This window comes from Shinella zoogloeoides (assembly GCF_022682305.1).
GTDB lineage: Bacteria > Pseudomonadota > Alphaproteobacteria > Rhizobiales > Rhizobiaceae > Shinella > Shinella zoogloeoides_B.
Genome location: NZ_CP093528.1, coordinates 3,738,126 through 3,756,535, shown reverse-complemented (window position 1 = coordinate 3,756,535; position 18,410 = coordinate 3,738,126). Strand labels below are relative to the sequence as shown.

General features: G+C 64.8%; 21 protein-coding genes. 15 read left to right on the top strand and 6 right to left on the bottom strand.

From position 1 onward, the window contains the following. Positions 1-5 precede the first annotated feature (5 nt). Both MOE34_RS18720 and ispG read left to right on the top strand, forming a co-directional pair. Complete coding sequence (locus MOE34_RS18720) at positions 6-1,211, top strand: MFS transporter (protein ID WP_380735225.1); 1,206 nt, start codon at positions 6-8, stop codon at positions 1,209-1,211. Positions 1,212-1,338: 127 nt separating this feature from the next. Beyond that, entirely contained in the window at positions 1,339-2,592 is a 1,254-nt protein-coding gene (gene ispG, locus MOE34_RS18715) for a flavodoxin-dependent (E)-4-hydroxy-3-methylbut-2-enyl-diphosphate synthase (RefSeq protein WP_160787155.1), read from the top strand. On the opposite strand, the gene MOE34_RS18710 is transcribed toward ispG, so the two are convergent. The 3 genes from MOE34_RS18710 to MOE34_RS18700 all read right to left on the bottom strand — a co-directional run bounded on the left by MOE34_RS18710 (position 2,593) and on the right by MOE34_RS18700 (position 5,330). After that, on the bottom strand, positions 2,593-3,237 hold the full coding sequence (locus MOE34_RS18710) for a LysE family translocator (RefSeq protein ID WP_160787154.1): 645 nt from the start codon (positions 3,235-3,237) through the stop codon (positions 2,593-2,595). Between the two features lie 115 nt (positions 3,238-3,352). Continuing rightward, positions 3,353-4,408, bottom strand: coding sequence for a histidinol-phosphate transaminase (gene hisC, locus MOE34_RS18705; protein ID WP_160787153.1), 1,056 nt, complete (start codon positions 4,406-4,408; stop codon positions 3,353-3,355). 4 nt (positions 4,409-4,412) lie between these two features. Further along, positions 4,413-5,330 (bottom strand): polyprenyl synthetase family protein, encoded by a 918-nt coding sequence (locus tag MOE34_RS18700; RefSeq protein WP_160787152.1) that lies wholly within the window; start codon positions 5,328-5,330, stop codon positions 4,413-4,415. A gap of 100 nt (positions 5,331-5,430) precedes the next feature. Between MOE34_RS18700 and mtgA the strand changes: the two genes are divergently transcribed. The 4 genes from mtgA (at position 5,431) to MOE34_RS18680 (ending at position 7,828) form a co-directional block, all read left to right on the top strand. Continuing rightward, positions 5,431-6,213 carry a monofunctional biosynthetic peptidoglycan transglycosylase gene (mtgA, locus tag MOE34_RS18695; protein ID WP_206366686.1) on the top strand — a complete coding sequence of 261 codons (783 nt, stop codon included), beginning with the start codon at positions 5,431-5,433 and terminating at the stop codon, positions 6,211-6,213. Between the two features lie 71 nt (positions 6,214-6,284). Beyond that, on the top strand, positions 6,285-6,932 hold the full coding sequence (locus MOE34_RS18690; RefSeq protein WP_160787150.1) for a glutathione S-transferase family protein: 648 nt from the start codon (positions 6,285-6,287) through the stop codon (positions 6,930-6,932). A gap of 146 nt (positions 6,933-7,078) precedes the next feature. Then, a complete protein-coding gene (gene rpmF, locus MOE34_RS18685) occupies positions 7,079-7,264 on the top strand; it encodes a 50S ribosomal protein L32 (RefSeq protein WP_119257782.1) in 186 nt (61 codons plus the stop codon). 156 nt (positions 7,265-7,420) lie between these two features. Further along, positions 7,421-7,828, top strand: coding sequence for a hypothetical protein (locus MOE34_RS18680; RefSeq protein ID WP_160787149.1), 408 nt, complete (start codon positions 7,421-7,423; stop codon positions 7,826-7,828). Positions 7,829-7,910: 82 nt separating this feature from the next. Here the strand turns inward: MOE34_RS18680 and phaR are convergent, their stop codons facing one another. Next, positions 7,911-8,489 carry a polyhydroxyalkanoate synthesis repressor PhaR gene (gene phaR, locus MOE34_RS18675; RefSeq protein WP_160787148.1) on the bottom strand — a complete coding sequence of 193 codons (579 nt, stop codon included), beginning with the start codon at positions 8,487-8,489 and terminating at the stop codon, positions 7,911-7,913. A 293-nt stretch (positions 8,490-8,782) separates the two neighbouring features. Here phaR and MOE34_RS18670 point away from each other — a divergent pair, with 293 nt between their 5' ends. The 9 genes from MOE34_RS18670 (at position 8,783) to MOE34_RS18630 (ending at position 16,752) form a co-directional block, all read left to right on the top strand. Then, complete coding sequence (locus MOE34_RS18670; RefSeq protein ID WP_160787147.1) at positions 8,783-9,964, top strand: acetyl-CoA C-acetyltransferase; 1,182 nt, start codon at positions 8,783-8,785, stop codon at positions 9,962-9,964. A gap of 87 nt (positions 9,965-10,051) precedes the next feature. After that, entirely contained in the window at positions 10,052-10,777 is a 726-nt protein-coding gene (locus MOE34_RS18665; protein ID WP_160787146.1) for a beta-ketoacyl-ACP reductase, read from the top strand. 77 nt (positions 10,778-10,854) lie between these two features. Next, positions 10,855-11,163, top strand: coding sequence for a 4a-hydroxytetrahydrobiopterin dehydratase (locus MOE34_RS18660; protein ID WP_160787145.1), 309 nt, complete (start codon positions 10,855-10,857; stop codon positions 11,161-11,163). A gap of 71 nt (positions 11,164-11,234) precedes the next feature. Further along, entirely contained in the window at positions 11,235-11,624 is a 390-nt protein-coding gene (locus MOE34_RS18655; protein ID WP_160787144.1) for a YkvA family protein, read from the top strand. A 305-nt stretch (positions 11,625-11,929) separates the two neighbouring features. After that, positions 11,930-12,433, top strand: a complete 504-nt coding sequence (locus MOE34_RS18650) for an invasion associated locus B family protein (protein ID WP_160787143.1) — start codon at positions 11,930-11,932, stop codon at positions 12,431-12,433. A gap of 231 nt (positions 12,434-12,664) precedes the next feature. After that, a complete protein-coding gene (rlmN, locus tag MOE34_RS18645) occupies positions 12,665-13,894 on the top strand; it encodes a 23S rRNA (adenine(2503)-C(2))-methyltransferase RlmN (RefSeq protein WP_380735248.1) in 1,230 nt (409 codons plus the stop codon). A 108-nt stretch (positions 13,895-14,002) separates the two neighbouring features. Beyond that, a complete protein-coding gene (locus MOE34_RS18640) occupies positions 14,003-14,956 on the top strand; it encodes an ABC transporter substrate-binding protein (RefSeq protein WP_160787141.1) in 954 nt (317 codons plus the stop codon). Between the two features lie 123 nt (positions 14,957-15,079). Further along, on the top strand, positions 15,080-15,958 hold the full coding sequence (locus tag MOE34_RS18635; RefSeq protein ID WP_160787140.1) for an ABC transporter permease: 879 nt from the start codon (positions 15,080-15,082) through the stop codon (positions 15,956-15,958). After that, positions 15,958-16,752: an ABC transporter ATP-binding protein gene (locus MOE34_RS18630; protein WP_160787139.1), complete on the top strand. Its 795-nt coding sequence runs from the start codon at positions 15,958-15,960 to the stop codon at positions 16,750-16,752. Before MOE34_RS18635 ends, MOE34_RS18630 begins: the two co-directional genes overlap by 1 nt. A 1-nt stretch (position 16,753) precedes the next feature. On the opposite strand, the gene MOE34_RS18625 is transcribed toward MOE34_RS18630, so the two are convergent. Together MOE34_RS18625 and MOE34_RS18620 are read right to left on the bottom strand one after the other, a co-directional pair. Continuing rightward, complete coding sequence (locus MOE34_RS18625) at positions 16,754-17,395, bottom strand: LysE family translocator (RefSeq protein ID WP_160787138.1); 642 nt, start codon at positions 17,393-17,395, stop codon at positions 16,754-16,756. A gap of 83 nt (positions 17,396-17,478) precedes the next feature. Beyond that, positions 17,479-18,330 (bottom strand): SDR family NAD(P)-dependent oxidoreductase, encoded by an 852-nt coding sequence (locus tag MOE34_RS18620; RefSeq protein ID WP_160787137.1) that lies wholly within the window; start codon positions 18,328-18,330, stop codon positions 17,479-17,481. Positions 18,331-18,410 lie beyond the last annotated feature (80 nt).

The following is an 18,410-nucleotide window of genomic DNA, read 5'->3' as shown; positions in this document are numbered from 1 at the left end:
AAGCAATGGACCTCCCCATGACGACCCCCGAAACCGCCCTTGCCGAGAAATCCTTCGTCAAGACCTATTTTCCGCCGACGCGGCTCGCCGTCTCCGGGCTTTTCCTGCTGAACGGCACCTTCGCCGGCGCCTGGGCGCCGAAAATCCCGGAATTCGCCAGCCGCCTCGGCCTTACCGAAGGCGGCCTCGGCCTGATGATCATGTGTTTCGGCATTGGCTCGATCATCCTGATGCCGATCGCCGGCATCCTGATCGCCCATTTCGGCACGACGCGCACGGTCAAGGGCGCGACGATCCTGTTCCTGTCCACCATGCTGCTCCTGTCGCTCACGCCGACCATCCTGCTCGGGGCCATCGCCATCTTCTTCTTCGGCGGGCTGATGGGGGCGATGGACGTCGCCATGAACGGCAATGCGGTGGAGGTGGAGAAGTCGATGCGCCGGGCGATCATGTCGTCCTGCCATGCCTTCTGGAGCCTCGGGGCCTTCATCGGCGCGACGACCGGCGGCTTCCTCATGGGCGCGCTCGGCGTGTTGGGCCATGCCGCTCTGCTCACGGTCGCCGGGGCGGTGCTGCTCGTCTTCATCTGGCCGCATATCCTGCACGATGCGCCGCATCCGAGCGAGGAGCGCCAGAAGGTGCGCCTGCCGATGACGCCGCTGCCCTGGCTGATCGGCCTGATGGCGCTGTTCTGCATGGTGCCGGAAGGCGCGATCCTCGACTGGGGCGCGCTCTACATGCGCAAGGAATTGGGCGCGTCGCTCGCCCTTTCGGGTTTTGCCTTCGGCACCTTCTCGCTGACCATGGCCGTCATGCGCTTTGCCGGCGACCATGTGCGCGACCGTTTCGGCGCGGTGAAGACGCTGCGCACCTGCACGGTTATCGCCATCATCGGCATGGTGGTCGCGGGCACGGCGCCGAACGCCTATGTGGCCATGGTGGGCTTCGCGCTCTGCGGCGTCGGTATTTCCAACATGGTGCCGATCGCCTTTTCCGCCGCCGGCAACCTGCCGGGCTTCGCGCAGGGCGTGGCGCTGTCGGTGACGACGGTCATGGGCTATTCCGGCTCGCTCTTCGCCCCGTCGGTCATCGGCTTCATCGCCGAGCATGTCGGCTTCGCGCTGATCTTCGCCCTCCTGCCGGTGCTTTTCCTCGTGGTGCTGCTGCTGTCGCATCATGCGGTGCATGCGGACGTGCGCGAGCGTCCTTGAAAGGCCGACCGCGCGGCGATCAAATCGTCGCGCGTGCCCGCCCCCGCAGTTGACAAGCCACATTTCCTGATCCACCTGAGGGCAAAGGCCGCGTCTGCGCGGCCGCTTTTCGAGCAAGAGGCTCCCAATGTCCTTTTCCTTCGATTTTGAACCGAAGCCGCGGCGCCAGTCCGTCGGCGTCGATGTCGGCGGCGTTCTCGTCGGCGGCGGCGCGCCGGTCGTCGTGCAGTCGATGACCAATACGGATACGGCCGATATCGACGGGACGGTGGCGCAGGTCGCCGCCCTCCACCGGGCCGGTTCGGAGATCGTGCGCATCACAGTCGACCGCGACGAGAGCGCGGCGGCGGTGCCGAAAATCCGCGAGCGTCTGCTGCGTCTCGGTCTGGACGTGCCGCTGGTCGGCGACTTCCACTATATCGGCCACAAGCTGCTTGCCGATCATCCGGCCTGCGCCGAGGCCTTGGCGAAGTACCGCATCAATCCCGGCAATGTCGGCTTCAAGGACAAGAAGGACCGCCAGTTCGCCGCCATCGTCGAGACGGCGATCCGCCACGACAAGCCGGTGCGCATCGGCGTCAACTGGGGGTCGCTCGATCAGGAACTGCTGACGCGGCTGATGGACGAGAACCAGGACAAGGGCTCGCCGCTCACGGCCCAGCAGGTGATGCGCGAGGCGATCTGCCAGTCGGCGCTGCTTTCCGCCGAGCTTGCCGAAGAAATCGGCCTGCCGCGCGACCATATCATCCTGTCCGCCAAGGTTTCCAATGTGCAGGACCTCATCGCCGTCTATGCGATGCTTTCCGCGCGCTCCGACCATGCGCTGCATCTCGGCCTCACGGAGGCCGGCATGGGCACCAAGGGCGTCGTCGCCTCCTCGGCCTCGCTCGGCATTCTCATGCAGCAGGGCATCGGCGATACGATCCGCATTTCGCTGACGCCTGAGCCCGGCGGCGACCGCACCCGCGAGGTGCAGGTGGCGCAGGAACTGCTGCAGGTCATGGGCTTCCGCCAGTTCATTCCCGTTGTCGCCGCGTGTCCCGGCTGCGGGCGCACGACCTCGACGGTCTTCCAGGAACTCGCCCAGAAGATCCAGGACGATATCCGCAAGAACATGCCGGTCTGGCGGGAAAAGTATCCGGGCGTCGAGGGCCTCAAGGTCGCCGTCATGGGCTGCATCGTCAATGGGCCGGGCGAGAGCAAACATGCCGATATCGGCATCTCGCTGCCGGGCACCGGGGAACTTCCCATCGCCCCCGTCTATGTCGACGGCAAGAAGGCGATGACGCTGCGCGGCACCGATATCGCGGGCGAATTCGAGGCGCTGGTCAACGACTATATCGAAAAGCGCTACGGGCAGGGGCAGGCGGCGGCCGAGTAATCAGATCCGGCTCGTCAGCAGCTTGAAACCGGCAAAGGCGAAGAAGGCGGCCATCACGCCCTCTATGCCGCGGCGCGCCTTCAGATAGGCGCGATGCACTGGGCCGAGTGAAAAGACCAGCGCAAAGCCGAGAAAGACGCAGACCCCGATCACCATGCAGCCGGCGATGAAGGTTGCCATGACGCCGCCCGGCGCGCCCGGCGGCATGCCGAGCGATGTCAGCATGATCCAGTTGAAGATCGCCTTGGGGTTGGTGAGGTGGATACCGAGGCCCTTGAGATATTGCTTGCGCGGCGAAAGCGCCGGCAGGGCGGCCATCTGCGCGCGATAGGTTTCCTCGCTCTTGCGGGCCGCGCGATACGCATTCCAGGCGAGCCATAGCAGGTAGCATCCGCCGACGATCTTCAGGACGACGATCGCTTCGCCATAGGTGCGGATGAGGGCGGAAAGGCCGGATGCCGTGAGGATCGCCCAGATATAGGAACCCGTCAGCACGCCCGAGGCAAGCGCCAGCCCTGCGCGGCGGCCCTGGCTGATGGAGGTCGCGATGATGGCGATGATCGCCGGGCCGGGTGAGGCGGTGGCGATGAAATAGGCCGTCCAGGCGACGGCGAGCTGGGGCAGGTAAGGTGTAAGGTCGGTCATGGGCCACCGTGAGATTGCCGGTGGACGATAAGCGAAGGTTTCTGCCGCTCCAAGCGGGAGAATTGCACCACATGTCCCCTTCCCAAGTTGGGGAAGGGGAGCGTTTGGCGTGGTCTTAGAGGATGTCCTCAAGCGCCGCGATCAGGCGGTCGCATTCCTCCGGCGTGCCGATGGTGATACGCAGGAAATCCGAAATGCGGGGCTTGGCGAAATGGCGCACCAGCACGGCGCGCTCGCGCAGGCTCTTCGCCAGCGCCTCGCCGCTGTGGCCCGGATGGCGGGCGAAGACGAAGTTCGCCTGCGAGGGCAGCACCTCGAAGCCGCGCTGGCGCAGCGCGCCCGTCACCCGTTCGCGCGATTCGATCACCTTGCCGCGCGTTGTGTCGAACCATTGCCGGTCGTCGATGGCGGCGGTCGCGCCGGCCTGGGCCACGCGGTCGAGCGGATAGGAGTTGAAGCTGTCCTTGACGCGCTCCAGCGCATCGATCAGCGGGCGCTGGCCGATGGCGTAGCCGACGCGAAGGCCCGCCAGCGAGCGGGACTTGGAGAGCGTGTGGATGACGAGGAGGTTGTCGTATCTCTTCGTCAGCGGGATCGCGCTCTCGCCGCCGAAGTCGATATAGGCTTCGTCGATCACCACCGGCTGGTCCGGGTGTTCGGCGAGAAGCTTTTCGATGGCGGCAAGCGGCAGGCCGATGCCGGTCGGGGCGTTCGGGTTCGGCAGGATGATCGCGCCGGCGGGGCGGTCGTAGTCCGCAAGGTCGATGGTGAAATCGTCCTTTAGCGGGATTTCGACGGGTTCGATGCCGAAGAGGCGGCAATAGGTCGGGTAGAAGCTGTAGGTGATGTCGGGGTAGAGCAGCGGCTTGTCATGCTTGAGAAGGGCGACGAAGGCGTGCGCCAGCACCTCGTCCGAGCCGTTTCCGACGAAGACCTCGTCGGCCTCCACGCCGTAGAAGCGGGCGATGGACTGGCGTAGCGCCAGCGCGCCCGGATCGGGGTAGAGCTTCAGGCTGTCGGCAACGGCGGCCTGCATGGCGGCGATGGCCTTCGGCGACGGTCCGTAGGGGTTCTCGTTGGTGTTGAGCTTGATGAGGTTGGGGATGCGCGGCTGCTCGCCTGCGACATAGGGCTTGAGCGTGGCGACGATCGGCGACCAGAATTTGCTCATGACGTCAGTTCCTGCGATTGGCGATGAAATGGGCGGTTTCGATGAGGATGCCGGCCCGATGGCTGAACGGCGCAAGCAGCGCCTCGGCCTCCGTGACGAGTTCCCTCAGGCGATTTTCCGCCCATGCCTGTCCCCGGCGGGAGACGAGCGTGGCCTTGCCGCGTTCGGCGTCCTTGCCGGTCGCCTTGCCCATGGTCTCAGCATCCGCGGTAAGGTCGAGCAGGTCGTCGGCGATCTGGAAGGCAAGGCCCACCGTTTCGCCATAGCGGCGCAGCGTGCTGCGGTCCCCGGCGGAAGCGCCTGCGACGATCGCGCCGGCCTCGCAGGCAAAACGCAGCAGCGCGCCCGTCTTCATGGCCTGCAAGGCAACGATGCCGTCTTCGTCCGGTGCCTGCTTTTCGGCCGCAAGGTCGAGCGCCTGGCCGCCGGCCATGCCGCCGATGCCGGCGGCGCGGGCGAGCGCCAGAACCAGTGCCGTCTTGGTGGCGTCGGGCAGGCGCGTCTCGGGTGCTGCGACGATGTCGAAGGCGAGCGTCAGCAGGCTATCGCCGGCAAGGATGGCGGCGGCCTCGTCGAAGGCGATATGCACGGTCGGCTGGCCGCGGCGCATATCGTCGTCGTCCATGGCCGGCAGGTCGTCATGGACCAGCGAATAGCAGTGGATGCATTCGAGCGCGGCCCCGATGCGCAGCGCCGTCTCGCGCTCCACGCCCGGGAACAGCGCGGCGGATTCGATGACGAGGAAGGGACGCAGCCGCTTGCCGCCGTTGAGGACGCCGTGGCGCATGGCGGCGAGGAGGCGTTCCGGCCGGGCGATCTCACCGGCCTGCAGATCGGTCGAGAGCAGCCGTTCGAGGAGGGCTTCCACCGCCTCGGCATTGCTCTTGAGAAGGGACTGGAATTGCTGGTGACGCTCGCTCATGGCCGCTCTTTGGCATGGGCACCCGGGCGAAGCAACGGGAATGCCGGGATGGCGGCAAAGAATCGCGGCCCGGCGCTGGTTTTTGAAGCGTCGGGACGGTATGAAGGCGCAACGACGGAAGGACGGACGCCGGCTCTTGGACATCGTACCGGAAACACGGGCAGACATGGAGGTTGAGACCGGTGGGAGGGACGGCTGGATGAGCCGGCTTCGCCGGAACTGGCGACGCCTCGTGTTCGTCGTGGCCGCTTTCGTCGCGCTGCCCTATGTGCTGATCTTCCTCTATGCCGTCCCCTTCGTGCGCCCGGTTTCCACGCTGATGCTGCGCGATCTCGTGCTGCTGCGCGGCTACGACCGGCAATGGGTGGCGTTCGAGGATATCTCGCCCAATCTCGTGAAATCGGTGATGATGTCCGAGGACGGGCAGTTCTGCCGCCATGCCGGCGTCGACTGGGGGCAGATGCGCGCGGTGGTGAGCGAGGCGCTGGCGGGCGAGCAGACGCGCGGTGCAAGCACGATCCCGATGCAGACGGCCAAGAACCTCTTCCTGTGGAACGGCCGCTCCTTCGTGCGCAAGGCGATGGAGCTGCCGCTGGCCGTGGCGGCGGACTTCGTCTGGAGCAAGCAGCGGCTGATGGAAATCTACCTCAATGTCGCCGAATGGGGGCCAGGCATCTACGGCATCGAGGCGGCGGCGCAGCATCATTTCAACGTGCCGGCGGCAAAGCTCACGCGCCGGCAGGCGGCGCTTCTTGCCGCCTCCCTGCCCAATCCGCGCGAGCGCAATGCCGGCAAGCCGGGGCGCGGATTGCAGCGTCTGGCGCGGCTGATCGAGCGGCGGGCGAGCGGTTCGGGCGACTATATCAAATGCCTTTATGAGTGACTTCAGGCCTTTTCATTGGCGCTTTCCCCGGTGACGGCCTAGGGTCCGATGCTCTCAGGGAGCATTGAAACATGTCGGAACTCATCCTCTACCTCGGCAACAAGAACTATTCGTCCTGGTCCTTCCGCCCATGGATCGCCATGGAGGCTGCGGGCGTGCCCTTCACCGACAGGGTGATCCCTTTCGATTTTCCCGCCGGAAACCCGGAAATCCGCAAGGTCTCGCCGTCGGGCAAGGTCCCCCTGCTGCATCACGGCGATGTCAGGGTCTGGGAATCGCTCGCCATCATCGAATATGTCGCCGAGCTTTTTCCCGATGCCGGCATCTGGCCGAAGGACCGGGCGGCGCGGGCCGAGGCGCGGGCGATCTCCATGGAAATGCTCGCCGGCTTCCATGCGCTGCGCAGCGCCTGCCCCATGAACATCCGCCGCAAGCCGGGCGCAATCGATCTGCCGACGGGCGTGATGGCCGACGTCGCGCGCATCGAGACGATCTGGAAGGATGCGCTCGCCCGTTCCGGCGGGCCGTTCCTGTTCGGGGACTTTTCCGCTGCGGACGCCATGTATGCGCCGGTCGTCAACCGGCTGGAAATCTATTGCCTGACGAAGGACGAGGCGGTACTGGCCTATGTGGAGCGCATGAAGGCGCATCCGGCCTGGCGGAAATGGCAGGCGGCGGCTCTTGCCGAGCCGTGGATCGTGCCGGAAGACGAGGTCTGAAAGGCAGAGTCGAAAAAATCCGCGCGGGGACTGGTCAAGCAGGGTTTTGCCATGTATAAGCCGGCCCAATTTCCGAGAAAAAGGCATGTCCTGTCGCCCGTCCGGTGCCGTAGGGATGTGTTTGCCCGATAAGTGGAGTTAGTCAAATGGCTGTACCGAAAAGAAAAACGACCCCGTCCAAGCGCGGTATGCGCCGTTCCGCAGACGCTCTGAAGGGTTCGACCTACGTTGAAGACAAGAACTCGGGCGAACTGCGTCGTCCGCACCACATCGACCTGAAGACCGGTATGTACCGCGGTCGCCAGGTTCTGACGCCGAAGGAAAGCGCATAATCCTGCGTTTCCGGCATCAGCCGAGATCGAGGCCCCGGAAACGGGGCCTTTTCTTTTTTGCGCGGTTTCCGCCGCAAAGCGGCTGCGCAGGCTTGCGGGACATGCTCTAAGAGGGCTGGAACGCCGCCGTGAACGCGCGGCCAAAGGGAGCTTCACATGCTTTTGGCGACCCCGCTGCTGATCATCCCCTTCGCCCTCTACAACCTCGCCATGGCGGGCCTTTTCGGCGATGGCGGCGTCGGCGTGCTCGACAACGAGGTGATGTCGGTCCACATGCTCTCCGGCACGGACTGGACGATGGCCTTCGGGGACCTCCTCATCCTGATCGCGCTCGTGCTGCTCTTCGTGGAAATCCTGAAGGCCACGCGCCCCGGTTCGCGGGCGCTTCTCGATCACATGCTGTCGATGGTGCTGTTCGTGGCGTTTCTCGTCGAGTTCCTGCTGGTGCAGGGCGCGGCGACGCAGATCTTCTTTATCCTGATGACGATCGCCTTCATTGATGTCATCGCAGGCTTCGCCGTCTCGATCCGCACGGCGGGGCGCGACCTTTCCATCGGGCTCTGAGAAGGCGCGGGAAAGCCCCGCGCCGCACCGGCCTGTTCAGGCCAGCCTTTTTTAAGCTCAGCCCTCTTCAGCTCGGCCCTCTTCAGCTCAGATTGTCGAGCTTGGTCTGGAGTGCGCGAAGCTGCTCCTTCAGTTCGTCGAGATCCTTGGGCTCGGCCTTGCGGGTTTCCTTTGCCGGGGCCGCATTGGCGAAGGGCGAGAACATCTTCATCGCCTGCTGGAACATTTCCGTATTGCGCCGCACTGTCTCCTCGACGAGCTGCATCGGCACCTGCAGGTTCTTGCCGAGCGGGGTGTCGCCGAAGGTCTTGTTGATCTGCTCGCGCATCTGCGACTGCTGCTCGGTGAAGGCCTGCATGGAGTGCTCGAGATAGCTCGGCACGACCATCTGCATCTGGTCGCCGTAATAGGAGATCAACTGGCGCAGGAACGAGATCGGCAGCAAGGTGTTGCCCGTCTTGGATTCCTGCTCGAAGATGATCTGCGTCAGCACGGAATGGGTGATGTCCTCGCCGGACTTGGCGTCCTGCACGGTGAAATCCTCGCCCTTCTTCACCATGACCGCGAGATCGTCGAGCGTCACATAGGTGCTGGTGCCGGTATTGTAGAGCCGCCGGTTGGCATATTTCTTGATGACGATCTGACCGTCGTTCCTGGCCATTAGGGTCTCCTCATCCCCGTGTTCCTGTTTTCTTTTTTGAGCCTTGCGAGTATCCGCAAAAAGACGCTTCCTGACAATCGAATTGTGCGATGCGGCGAGGGATGCTGCGCAACATGGATTTTCATGCTGCGCGGCCCCCCGCATGAAATTTTAGCGCCGCGGGATATCCCGTTTGACTCTCCTTCTCCGCTTTGCCAGTTTTGATTTCGGGAGAACCGCCGGGCTCGCGCCGTTCGTGCGCCGGACCCGGTTCCAAGGCCGGCCGCAAGGCTGCCAGAACTGAGGAAGCACATATGAGCACCCCGTCCATCGTCATCGCCAGCGCCGCCCGCACCGCGGTCGGTTCCTTCAACGGCGCTTTCGCCAACACGCCCGCCCATGAACTCGGGGCGACCGTGATTTCGGCGGTTCTCGAGCGCGCGGGCGTTGCGGCGGGCGAGGTGAACGAGGTGATTCTCGGCCAGGTGCTGCCGGCCGGCGAAGGCCAGAACCCGGCCCGCCAGGCCGCCATGAAGGCCGGCGTGCCGCAGGAGGCGACCGCCTGGGGCATGAACCAGCTTTGCGGCTCGGGCCTGCGCGCCGTCGCGCTCGGCATGCAGCAGATCGCCACGGGCGATGCGAGCATCATCGTCGCCGGCGGCATGGAATCCATGTCCATGGCCCCGCATTGCGCGCATCTGCGCGGCGGCGTGAAGATGGGCGATTTCAAGATGATCGACACGATGATCAAGGACGGCCTGACCGACGCCTTCTACGGCTACCACATGGGCACGACCGCCGAGAATGTCGCCAAGCAGTGGCAGCTTTCCCGCGACGAGCAGGACGCCTTCGCCGTCGCCTCGCAGAACAAGGCCGAGGCCGCCCAGAAGGACGGCCGCTTCAAGGACGAGATCGTTCCCTTCATCGTCAAGGGCCGCAAGGGCGACATCACGGTCGATGCCGACGAATATATCCGCCACGGCGCGACGCTCGATTCCATGGCGAAGCTCCGCCCGGCCTTCGACAAGGAAGGCACGGTGACGGCCGGCAACGCCTCCGGCCTCAATGACGGCGCGGCCGCGGCCCTCCTGATGAGCGAAGCGGAAGCCTCGCGCCGCGGCATCCAGCCGCTCGGCCGCATCGTTTCCTGGGCGACGGTCGGCGTCGATCCCAAGGTCATGGGCACCGGCCCGATCCCGGCCTCCCGCAAGGCGCTCGAGCGCGCCGGCTGGAAGATCGGCGATCTCGACCTCGTGGAAGCCAACGAAGCCTTCGCGGCGCAGGCCTGCGCGGTCAACAAGGACCTCGGCTGGGATCCGTCCATCGTCAACGTCAACGGCGGTGCCATCGCCATCGGCCACCCGATCGGCGCGTCCGGCGCCCGCATCCTCAACACGCTCCTCTTCGAGATGAAGCGTCGCGGCGCCCGCAAGGGTCTCGCCACGCTCTGCATCGGCGGCGGCATGGGCGTGGCGATGTGCATCGAGAGCCTTTAGGCGTCAGCTTATCCAAAACTTTGCCATGACCTGCCGCCGGCAGGGCGACAGGTCGACTCAAAAAATCAGTCTAGGGGAGTGAGCGACATGAGCAGGGTAGCATTGGTAACGGGGGGATCGCGGGGCATCGGCGCAGCCATTTCGATTGCGCTGAAGGCGGCGGGATACAAGGTGGCTGCCAGCTATGCCGGCAATGACGATGCGGCCAACGCCTTCAAGGCGGAAACGGGCATCGCCGTCTACAAGTGGGACGTGTCGAGCTACGAGGCCTGCGTCGAGGGGATCGCCAAGGTGGAGGCCGATCTCGGCCCGATTGACGTTCTCGTCAACAATGCGGGCATCACCAAGGACGCGATGTTCCACAAGATGACGCCCGACCAGTGGAATGCGGTCATCAACACCAACCTCACGGGTCTCTTCAACATGACCCATCCGGTCTGGTCCGGCATGCGCGACCGCAGCTTCGGCCGCATCGTCAACATCTCCTCGATCAACGGCCAGAAGGGCCAGATGGGTCAGGCGAACTATTCCGCCGCCAAGGCCGGCGACCTCGGCTTCACCAAGGCGCTGGCGCAGGAAGGCGCGGCCAAGGGCATCACGGTCAACGCCATCTGCCCCGGCTATATCGGTACGGAAATGGTGCGCGCCATTCCGGAAAAGGTGCTGAACGAGCGGATCATCCCGCAGATCCCGGTCGGCCGCCTCGGCGAGCCGGACGAGATCGCCCGCATCGTCGTCTTCCTCGCCTCGGACGAGGCCGGCTTCATCACCGGCTCGACCATCTCGGCGAACGGCGGCCAGTTCTTCGTCTGATACCGGCCACACGAAACGGAACGCGGCGCCTTCGGGCGCCGTTTTCATGTGGTATGCTGGTCGAAAGGAGAGCCCCGATGAAACAGGAAAAGCTGGATGAGGCGGCGATTGCCGAGGCGCTGGCATCCCTCGAAGGATGGATTCGCTCGGCTGACGGCATCGCCATCGAGAAGCGCTACACGTTCAAGAGCTTCCGCGAGGCGTTCGGCTTCATGACCGAGGGCGCGCTGGCGGCGGAGAAATTCAACCACCATCCCGAATGGTTCAACGTCTACAATCGCGTCGACGTGCGGCTGACCAACCACGATGCGGGCGGGCTGACCGAGCTGGACTTCAAGCTGGCGGCGGCGATGGAGAAGGCGGCGGCCTTTCGCACGAAGAGTTGAAGCGGCGTGAACGCATTCCCATATGATCAGCGCCGGACTGTTCCGGCGCTGCCACCCGAGGGAGGCCTTGAATGGACGATGTGAAGATCGGCGAGATTCTGCTGCCCGGCGACAAGGACGAGCAGGAGCGTCAGGAAAGCCGCGTGAGGCGGCGGTTCTGGCCGGCTCTCAAGCGCGCGATGCGGCAGGTTCCCTTCGCCCGCGATCTCGTCGCGTCCTACTATTGCGCGCTCGATCCCCACACGCCGGCCCGGGCGCGCGGCATCCTGCTGGCGGCGCTCGCCTATTTTGTGCTGCCGCTCGACGGCATACCGGATTTCTTCGCGCTCGTCGGCTTTTCCGACGACGTTGCCGTGCTGACGGCCGCCTTCGCGGCGATCCGCGGCCATGTTCGCGACGACCATTACGCGGCCGCCGACCGGGCGCTTGCGGACGAGCCGGACATGCAACCCTTCGGTTGAGCCGGCCGGCCCGCAATCGGGTCAAATTCTTGCCCTATTCCTTGTGCCATTAGGCATCTCGACGGGTTCATCTCACCAAATGGGGACTGGGCACGCCCGCTTTTCACGAAAAGGCTGCGGCGGACTTCGACACGGTTTCGTCCCGGTGCGGCGCGGAAGACCTCGGCAAAATGCGTGCGTGTTGACGGTTTGGTAACCTGAATTAAGTCAAAATAAATCAAATCGTCATCAAGCATGGCCGACACCGGCGTGAAAGGCATCCGCCTTCGGCCGGCAATCACTGGCAAGACAACCGGCAGGAAAACATGTTCGTAAGAAAGCTCGCAACCGCACTCGCCCTCGTCCTTGCGACCGCAGGCGTTGCCTCGGCGCAAACGCCGACGCGCATTCAGCAGTTCAATGCCTGGGGCGCCTATTCCTATCAGGCGAATGGCGGCAAGGTCTGCTACGTGCTGTCCGTGCCGAAGGAAAAGACGCCGCCCGGCGTCGACCACGGCGATGTCTTCTTCCTCGTCTCGCAGCGCCCGGGCCAGAACATCAGCTACGAGCCGCAGGCGATGATGGGCTATCCGCTGCAGGAGAATTCCAAGGTCAACGTCGTCATCGACGGCCGCACCTTCGTGATGTTCACCAAGGGCAACTCCGCCTGGGTCGAGAACGCCGCCGAAGAGCCGGCCCTCGTCGCCGCCATGAAGAACGGCAAGGACATGCAGGTTCAGGCGAAGTCCCGCCGCGGCACCGGCACGGCCTATTCCTATTCGCTCTCCGGCATCTCGGCGGCGCTGAAGCAGATCGAGGGTTGCCGCTAAGCTGCGGCTGAAGCCTATCCGCTATAAGGGCCGGCAGCGATGCCGGCCCTTTCGCTATTCCTCGGCAGGTGACTTTGCGCCGGAACAATGCTAAAGGGCCGGCAACTGGACCTCCGCCGCATCCGTCGGCGCCGTAAGGTCCGCTGAACTTCAGTCGAGCATGGACCCGCTAGCGGCGCAGGAAGCCTGCGCAGGCGCGCCCTGTTCTTGAGGGATGACCCGATGGCAAGCATGGACTTTCTCAATACGGCCGAGCCGCTCAAGGCGCCGCTCGTCCGCAACATCCCGGCCGCCGAAAAGCCGTCGCTGATCGGCCTTTCGCGCGAGGACATGGGCCGCGCGCTGGTCGAGAAGGGTGTCGCCGAGCGGCAGGTGAAGATGCGCGTCAGCCAGCTCTGGCACTGGCTCTATGTGCGCGGCGTCTCCGATTTCGACGACATGACGAATGTCTCCAAGGACATGCGCGAAATGCTGAAGACGCATTTCACCATCGCCCGCCCCGAGATCGTCGACGAGCAGATTTCCAATGACGGCACGCGCAAGTGGCTGCTGCGCTTTCCCGCGCGCGGCGCTGGCCGCCCGGTCGAGATCGAGACCGTCTACATTCCCGAAGAAGGGCGCGGCACGCTCTGCATTTCCAGCCAGGTCGGCTGCACGCTGACCTGTTCTTTTTGCCATACCGGCACGCAGAAGCTGGTGCGCAACCTGACGGCCGAGGAAATCCTCTCGCAGCTCCTGCTCGCCCGCGACCGTCTCGGCGACTTCCCGGACCGCGATACGCCGGCCGGCGCCATCGTGCCGGCGGAGGGCCGCAAGGTCTCCAACATCGTTATGATGGGCATGGGCGAGCCGCTCTACAATTTCGAGAGCGTGAAGACGGCTCTGCTGATCGCCACCGATGGCGATGGCCTGTCGCTTTCCAAGCGCCGTGTCACGCTGTCGACTTCCGGCATCGTGCCGGAAATCTATCGTACCGGCTCGGAAATCGGCGTCATGCTGGCGATCTCGCTGCATGCCGTGCGCGACGACCTGCGCGACATGCTGGTGCCGATCAACAAGAAATATCCGCTGAAGGACCTGCTCGAGGCCTGCCGCGCCTATCCGAGCCTGTCGAACGCCCGCCGTATCACCTTCGAATATGTGATGCTGAAGGACGTCAACGACACGCTGGAGGACGCCAAGCTGCTCGTCCAGCTCCTCAAGGGCATTCCGGCGAAGATCAATCTCATTCCCTTCAACCCCTGGCCGGGCACGAACTACCAGTGTTCGGACTGGGAGCAGATCGAGCGCTTCGCCGATTTCATCAATCAGGCCGGTTACGCCTCGCCGATCCGCACGCCGCGCGGCCGCGACATCCTCGCCGCCTGCGGTCAGCTCAAGTCGGAATCCGAGCGCATGCGCAAGGTCGACCGCATGGCCTTCGAGGCGATGATGATCGTCGGGCACGGCGAAGACGACTGAGCCGCGCCCTCTCATCAGAAAATATGATCGACCCAGCGGTCTGTGAGAATTGATTTGAACGGCCGTTTTGCCTAGAAACGGCCGAAATCATTCTCGGGAGACCCATTCATGCGCCATATCCTGCTCGCCGCGGCCGCAACGCTCGCGCTCACGCTGCCTGCGAAGGCCGAAGACGTCACGGTTGCCGTGACGGCCATCGTCGAACACCCCGCCCTCGATGCCGCCCGCGACGGCGTGAAGGAAGCGCTGGAAGCCGCCGGCTACAAGGAAGGCGAGAACCTGAAGTTCATCTACGAGTCGGCGCAGGGCAACCCCGCGACCGCGGCGCAGATCGCCCGCCAGTTCGTCGGCGAAGGCCCGACCGTCATCGTGCCGATCTCCACGCCCTCGGCCCAGGCCGTCGTTTCCGCGACGAAGGACATTCCGGTCGTCTTCACCGCCGTTTCCGATCCGCTCGGCGCGCAGCTCGTCAAGGACATGGACAAGCCGGGCGGCAACGTCACCGGCCTTTCCGACCTGTCGCCGGTTGCCGAGCATCTGGCGCTGATCAAGGAAATCCTGCCCAACGTGAAGACCGTCGGCTACCTCTACAATTCGGGTGAGGCGAACTCCGTTTCGCTGCTCGCCGTGCTGAAGGCCGAAGCCGAGAAGGCCGGCCTCACGGTCGTCGAATCCGCCGCCACCAAGTCGGCTGAAGTGCAGGGCGCAGCCCGTGCGCTCGTCGGCCGCGCCGATGCGATCTACATCCCGACGGACAACACGATCATCTCCGCCCTCGAAGGCGCCGTCGCCGTTGCCGAGGAAGCCAAGCTGCCGCTCTTCACCGCCGACACGGATTCCGTCTCGCGCGGCTCCATCGCGGCGCTCGGCTTCAACTACAAGGATGTCGGCAAGCAGACGGGCGAAGTGGTCGTGCGCATCCTCAAGGGCGAGAACCCGGGCGACATCGCCGTGAAGGTTGCTGCCGGCACCGACCTCGTCATCAACAAGGGCGCCGCCGCCAAGATGGGCGTCACCCTTCCGGAAGCCGTCGTCGGCCGCGCGACCCGCGTGATCGAATAAGCCGAGGTTCGCGGACATCGCCAATCGGAATCAACCGCTGCCGGATCGCCCGGCGGCGGTTGATCTGTTAGAAAGGCCCATCCCGCGCGATGCGGAATGGGAAAAAGAGAAAGCCTAAGAGCCGTGAGCCTGATTGCCTTCTGGGGTGCCGTCGAACTGGGGCTGGTCTATGCCTTCGTCGCGATCGGCGTTTACCTTGCCTTCCGCGTGCTGGATTTTCCGGACCTCACCGTCGACGGGTCCTTCCCGCTGGGTGCGGCCGTCGCGGCCGTGCTGATCATCGCGGGCCTCAACCCCTGGCTTGCCGCCGCCGTCGCCATGGCGGCCGGCGCGGTTGCCGGCCTCGTCACGGCCATGCTGAATGTCAGGTTCCGCATCCTCAACCTGCTCGCCTCGATCCTCACCATGATCGCGCTGTTCTCGGTGAACCTGCGCGTCATGGGCAAGCCGAATGTCGCGCTCATCAATGCGGATACGATGATCAGCCCGTTCTTCGGGCTTGGCCTGCGTGATTTCTACGTGCGCCCACTCTTCGTCGGCATCCTCGTCGTCATCGCCGTCATCCTCGTCTGGCGCTTCCTCGAAAGCGACGCGGGCCTGTCGATGCGTGCGACCGGCGCGAATGCCCGCATGGCCCGCGCCCAGGGCGTCAATACGAACAAGCAGATCTATCTCGGCATCGCGCTTTCCAACGCGCTGGTCGCCCTCGGCGGTGCGCTCTTCGCGCAGACCAACGGCTTTGCCGACGTCACCTCCGGTGTCGGCACCATCGTCGTCGGCCTTGCCGCCGTCATCATCGGTGAGACGCTGTTCGGCGCGCGCGGCATCCTCATGGCGCTGATCGGCTGCGTGCTCGGCTCGATCCTCTATCGTATCGCCATCCAGCTCGCGCTCTCTTCCGACGTGCTCGGCCTGCAGGCCTCGGACCTCAATTTCGTGACGGCCCTGCTCGTCACCGTGGCGCTCGTGCTGCCGCGCCTTCGCCGCGGGGGAGCCGCCTGATGATCTCCGTTTCCGATATCAAGGTCGTCTTCGGCAAGGGCACGCCGCTGCAGAAGCAGGCGCTGAACGGTGTCAGCCTCACCATTGCGGAAGGCGAATTCGTCACCGTCATCGGCTCGAACGGCGCCGGCAAGTCGACGCTGCTCGGCGTTCTCGCCGGCGACGTCATCGCCAGCGAGGGCCAGGTGAAGATCGGCACCGCCGATGTGACCCGCCAGGGCACCGCCGCCCGCGCCGGCCGCGTCGCCCGCGTCTTCCAGGATCCGCTGACGGGTAGCTGCGGCGCGCTCTCCATCGAGGAGAACCTTGCGCTTGCGGCCCGTCGCGGCGAACGGCGCGGCCTCGCTTCGGCCCTCGGTCCGCAGCGCCGCGCGCATTTCCGCGAGCGCATCGCCGAACTCAATCTCGGCCTCGAGAACCGCATGCGCGACCGCATGGACCTGCTTTCCGGCGGCCAGCGGCAGGCGGTTTCCCTCGTCATGGCGACGCTTGCCGGCTCCGACGTGCTTCTGCTCGACGAGCATACCGCTGCGCTCGATCCGGGCATGGCCGAATTCATCATGACCCTGACGCAGAAGATCGTGTCGGAGCGCAAGCTGACGACGCTGATGGTGACGCATTCGATGCGTCAGGCGCTCGATTACGGCCACCGCACCGTCATGCTGCATGGCGGCGAGATCGTGCTGGACGTGGCCGGGGAGAACCGCAAGACCCTTCAGGTCGAGGACCTCATCGCCATGTTCCGTAAGATGCGCGGCCAGACGCTGGATGACGATGCGTTGCTGATCGGCTGAGCTATTTCGCCTGCGTGAAGAGAATCCGCATCGCGAAGACCGAGAAGACGCCCGCGAATGTGTAGTCGATGCCGCGCAGGACCTTCGGGTTCTGCTGGAGCCAGCCTGCCAGCCTGTCGGCGGCGAGGATGACGATCACGTTCACCGGGATGCCGACGACGATGAAGAACAGGCCGAGGAAGATCAGCTTGCCGGTGACGTTCGGGTCGCTGGCCGAGATGAACTGCGGCAGGAAGGTCATGAAGAAGATGATGACCTTGGGGTTCAGCAGGTTCACGCCGAAGCCGGTGGAGATATTGGCGAGCGCCGTGCCGCGCGGGCCGGCCGCCGCCTTCACCGTGAAGTTGGAGCCGTAGCGGATCGCCTGCACGGCAAGCCAGAGCAGGTAGGCCGCGCCGCCGGTCTTCAGGATCAGGAAGGCGGTGGGCGAGGCGGTGATCAGCGCCGAAATGCCGAAGGCGACCAGCAGCGTATGCACCACGATGCCGAGGCTGGTGCCGATCACCACATAGAGCGCCGGGCCGCGGCCCTGCGAGAGCGCCCGGCTGATGGAGAGCGTCATGTCCGGCCCCGGCGTCATGGCAAGCAGCAGGCTTGCGGCCGTGAAGGCGAGAAGCGTCGGGAGCGTGGGCAGGACGTCCATGGCGGAACCCTTGAAAAGCCGGGAGGATGACGGACTCTTATCCGGCTTTCCGGGGATTTCCAATCAAACCTTGTGATGGGCCGTTACGGTTTCTCGACGAAGGCCTTGAACCTGTCGGCATAGTCCTTGTGCCAGCGCGAGAGCGGCGGGCGGTTCTCGATGATGTCGCCCATCGCCCAGGCCATGCGGCGCTCGTCGAGGGCGCGGGGCACGTCGTTGTCCGGGCAGAGAATGTAGAAATCGCCGCGCTGCAGGCTCTCCATCATGAAATCGACCGTCTGCGTCGATGTCCAGGCGGCGTCGGGTTTTTCGGTGCGCTCTCCCCTCGTCAGGGCGGTGAAGACGAAGCCGGGGATCAGCAGATGGGCGGTAAGCTTCGCGCCCTCGGTGTTGCGCAGCTCGTGCTGCAAGGCCTCGGTGAAGACCTTCACGCCCGCTTTCGAGACGTTGTAGGCAGGGTTGCCCGGCGGGGTGGTGATGCCCTGCTTGGAGCCGGTATTGATGATGAGGCCCGGCTCGCCATGGGCCAGCATGTTCGGGCCGAAGACCTGCGTGCCGTGGATCACGCCCATCAGGTTGACGGCGAGGATATGGTCCCAGTTGGCCTCGGCGCTGAAGATGGAAGTGTCCGGCTGGATGCCGGCATTGTTCATCAGCACATGGACGCGGCCGAAGCGTTGCAGCACCGCGCGCTCCAGCGCTTCCAGCTCGTGCCGGTGGGCGACGTCCGTTTCCACGGCCATGACGTTGGCCTCGCCGGCGATGGCTTCCAGCTCGGCGCGCGCCTCGCCGAGCCGGTCGGCGTTGCGGTCGGCGATGGCGACGCACATGCCGGCCCCGGCGAAGCGCCTTGCGGCGGCAAGGCCGATGCCGGAGGCACCGCCGGTGATGACGGCGACGTTGGAAGCCTTGATGATATCCTTGAGGTCGGTCATGGGATTGCCCCTTCCATGGTTCGTTCCGCGCAATATGGGGTGGCAATCGCCCCGGTCAAATCCGGCTTGCGGCAGGATGC

What these genes read in the sequence shown, in the direction of transcription:
- MOE34_RS18720 (WP_380735225.1), top strand. Translation starts at nt 6, where the DNA reads ATGGACCTCCCCATGACGACCCCCGAAACCGCCCTTGCCGAGAAATCC.
- ispG (WP_160787155.1), top strand. Translation starts at nt 1,339, where the DNA reads ATGTCCTTTTCCTTCGATTTTGAACCGAAGCCGCGGCGCCAGTCCGTC.
- MOE34_RS18710 (WP_160787154.1), bottom strand. Translation starts at nt 3,237, where the DNA reads ATGACCGACCTTACACCTTACCTGCCCCAGCTCGCCGTCGCCTGGACG.
- hisC (WP_160787153.1), bottom strand. Translation starts at nt 4,408, where the DNA reads ATGAGCAAATTCTGGTCGCCGATCGTCGCCACGCTCAAGCCCTATGTC.
- MOE34_RS18700 (WP_160787152.1), bottom strand. Translation starts at nt 5,330, where the DNA reads ATGAGCGAGCGTCACCAGCAATTCCAGTCCCTTCTCAAGAGCAATGCC.
- mtgA (WP_206366686.1), top strand. Translation starts at nt 5,431, where the DNA reads ATGAAGGCGCAACGACGGAAGGACGGACGCCGGCTCTTGGACATCGTA.
- MOE34_RS18690 (WP_160787150.1), top strand. Translation starts at nt 6,285, where the DNA reads ATGTCGGAACTCATCCTCTACCTCGGCAACAAGAACTATTCGTCCTGG.
- rpmF (WP_119257782.1), top strand. Translation starts at nt 7,079, where the DNA reads ATGGCTGTACCGAAAAGAAAAACGACCCCGTCCAAGCGCGGTATGCGC.
- MOE34_RS18680 (WP_160787149.1), top strand. Translation starts at nt 7,421, where the DNA reads ATGCTTTTGGCGACCCCGCTGCTGATCATCCCCTTCGCCCTCTACAAC.
- phaR (WP_160787148.1), bottom strand. Translation starts at nt 8,489, where the DNA reads ATGGCCAGGAACGACGGTCAGATCGTCATCAAGAAATATGCCAACCGG.
- MOE34_RS18670 (WP_160787147.1), top strand. Translation starts at nt 8,783, where the DNA reads ATGAGCACCCCGTCCATCGTCATCGCCAGCGCCGCCCGCACCGCGGTC.
- MOE34_RS18665 (WP_160787146.1), top strand. Translation starts at nt 10,052, where the DNA reads ATGAGCAGGGTAGCATTGGTAACGGGGGGATCGCGGGGCATCGGCGCA.
- MOE34_RS18660 (WP_160787145.1), top strand. Translation starts at nt 10,855, where the DNA reads ATGAAACAGGAAAAGCTGGATGAGGCGGCGATTGCCGAGGCGCTGGCA.
- MOE34_RS18655 (WP_160787144.1), top strand. Translation starts at nt 11,235, where the DNA reads ATGGACGATGTGAAGATCGGCGAGATTCTGCTGCCCGGCGACAAGGAC.
- MOE34_RS18650 (WP_160787143.1), top strand. Translation starts at nt 11,930, where the DNA reads ATGTTCGTAAGAAAGCTCGCAACCGCACTCGCCCTCGTCCTTGCGACC.
- rlmN (WP_380735248.1), top strand. Translation starts at nt 12,665, where the DNA reads ATGGACTTTCTCAATACGGCCGAGCCGCTCAAGGCGCCGCTCGTCCGC.
- MOE34_RS18640 (WP_160787141.1), top strand. Translation starts at nt 14,003, where the DNA reads ATGCGCCATATCCTGCTCGCCGCGGCCGCAACGCTCGCGCTCACGCTG.
- MOE34_RS18630 (WP_160787139.1), top strand. Translation starts at nt 15,958, where the DNA reads ATGATCTCCGTTTCCGATATCAAGGTCGTCTTCGGCAAGGGCACGCCG.
- MOE34_RS18625 (WP_160787138.1), bottom strand. Translation starts at nt 17,395, where the DNA reads ATGGACGTCCTGCCCACGCTCCCGACGCTTCTCGCCTTCACGGCCGCA.
- MOE34_RS18620 (WP_160787137.1), bottom strand. Translation starts at nt 18,330, where the DNA reads ATGACCGACCTCAAGGATATCATCAAGGCTTCCAACGTCGCCGTCATC.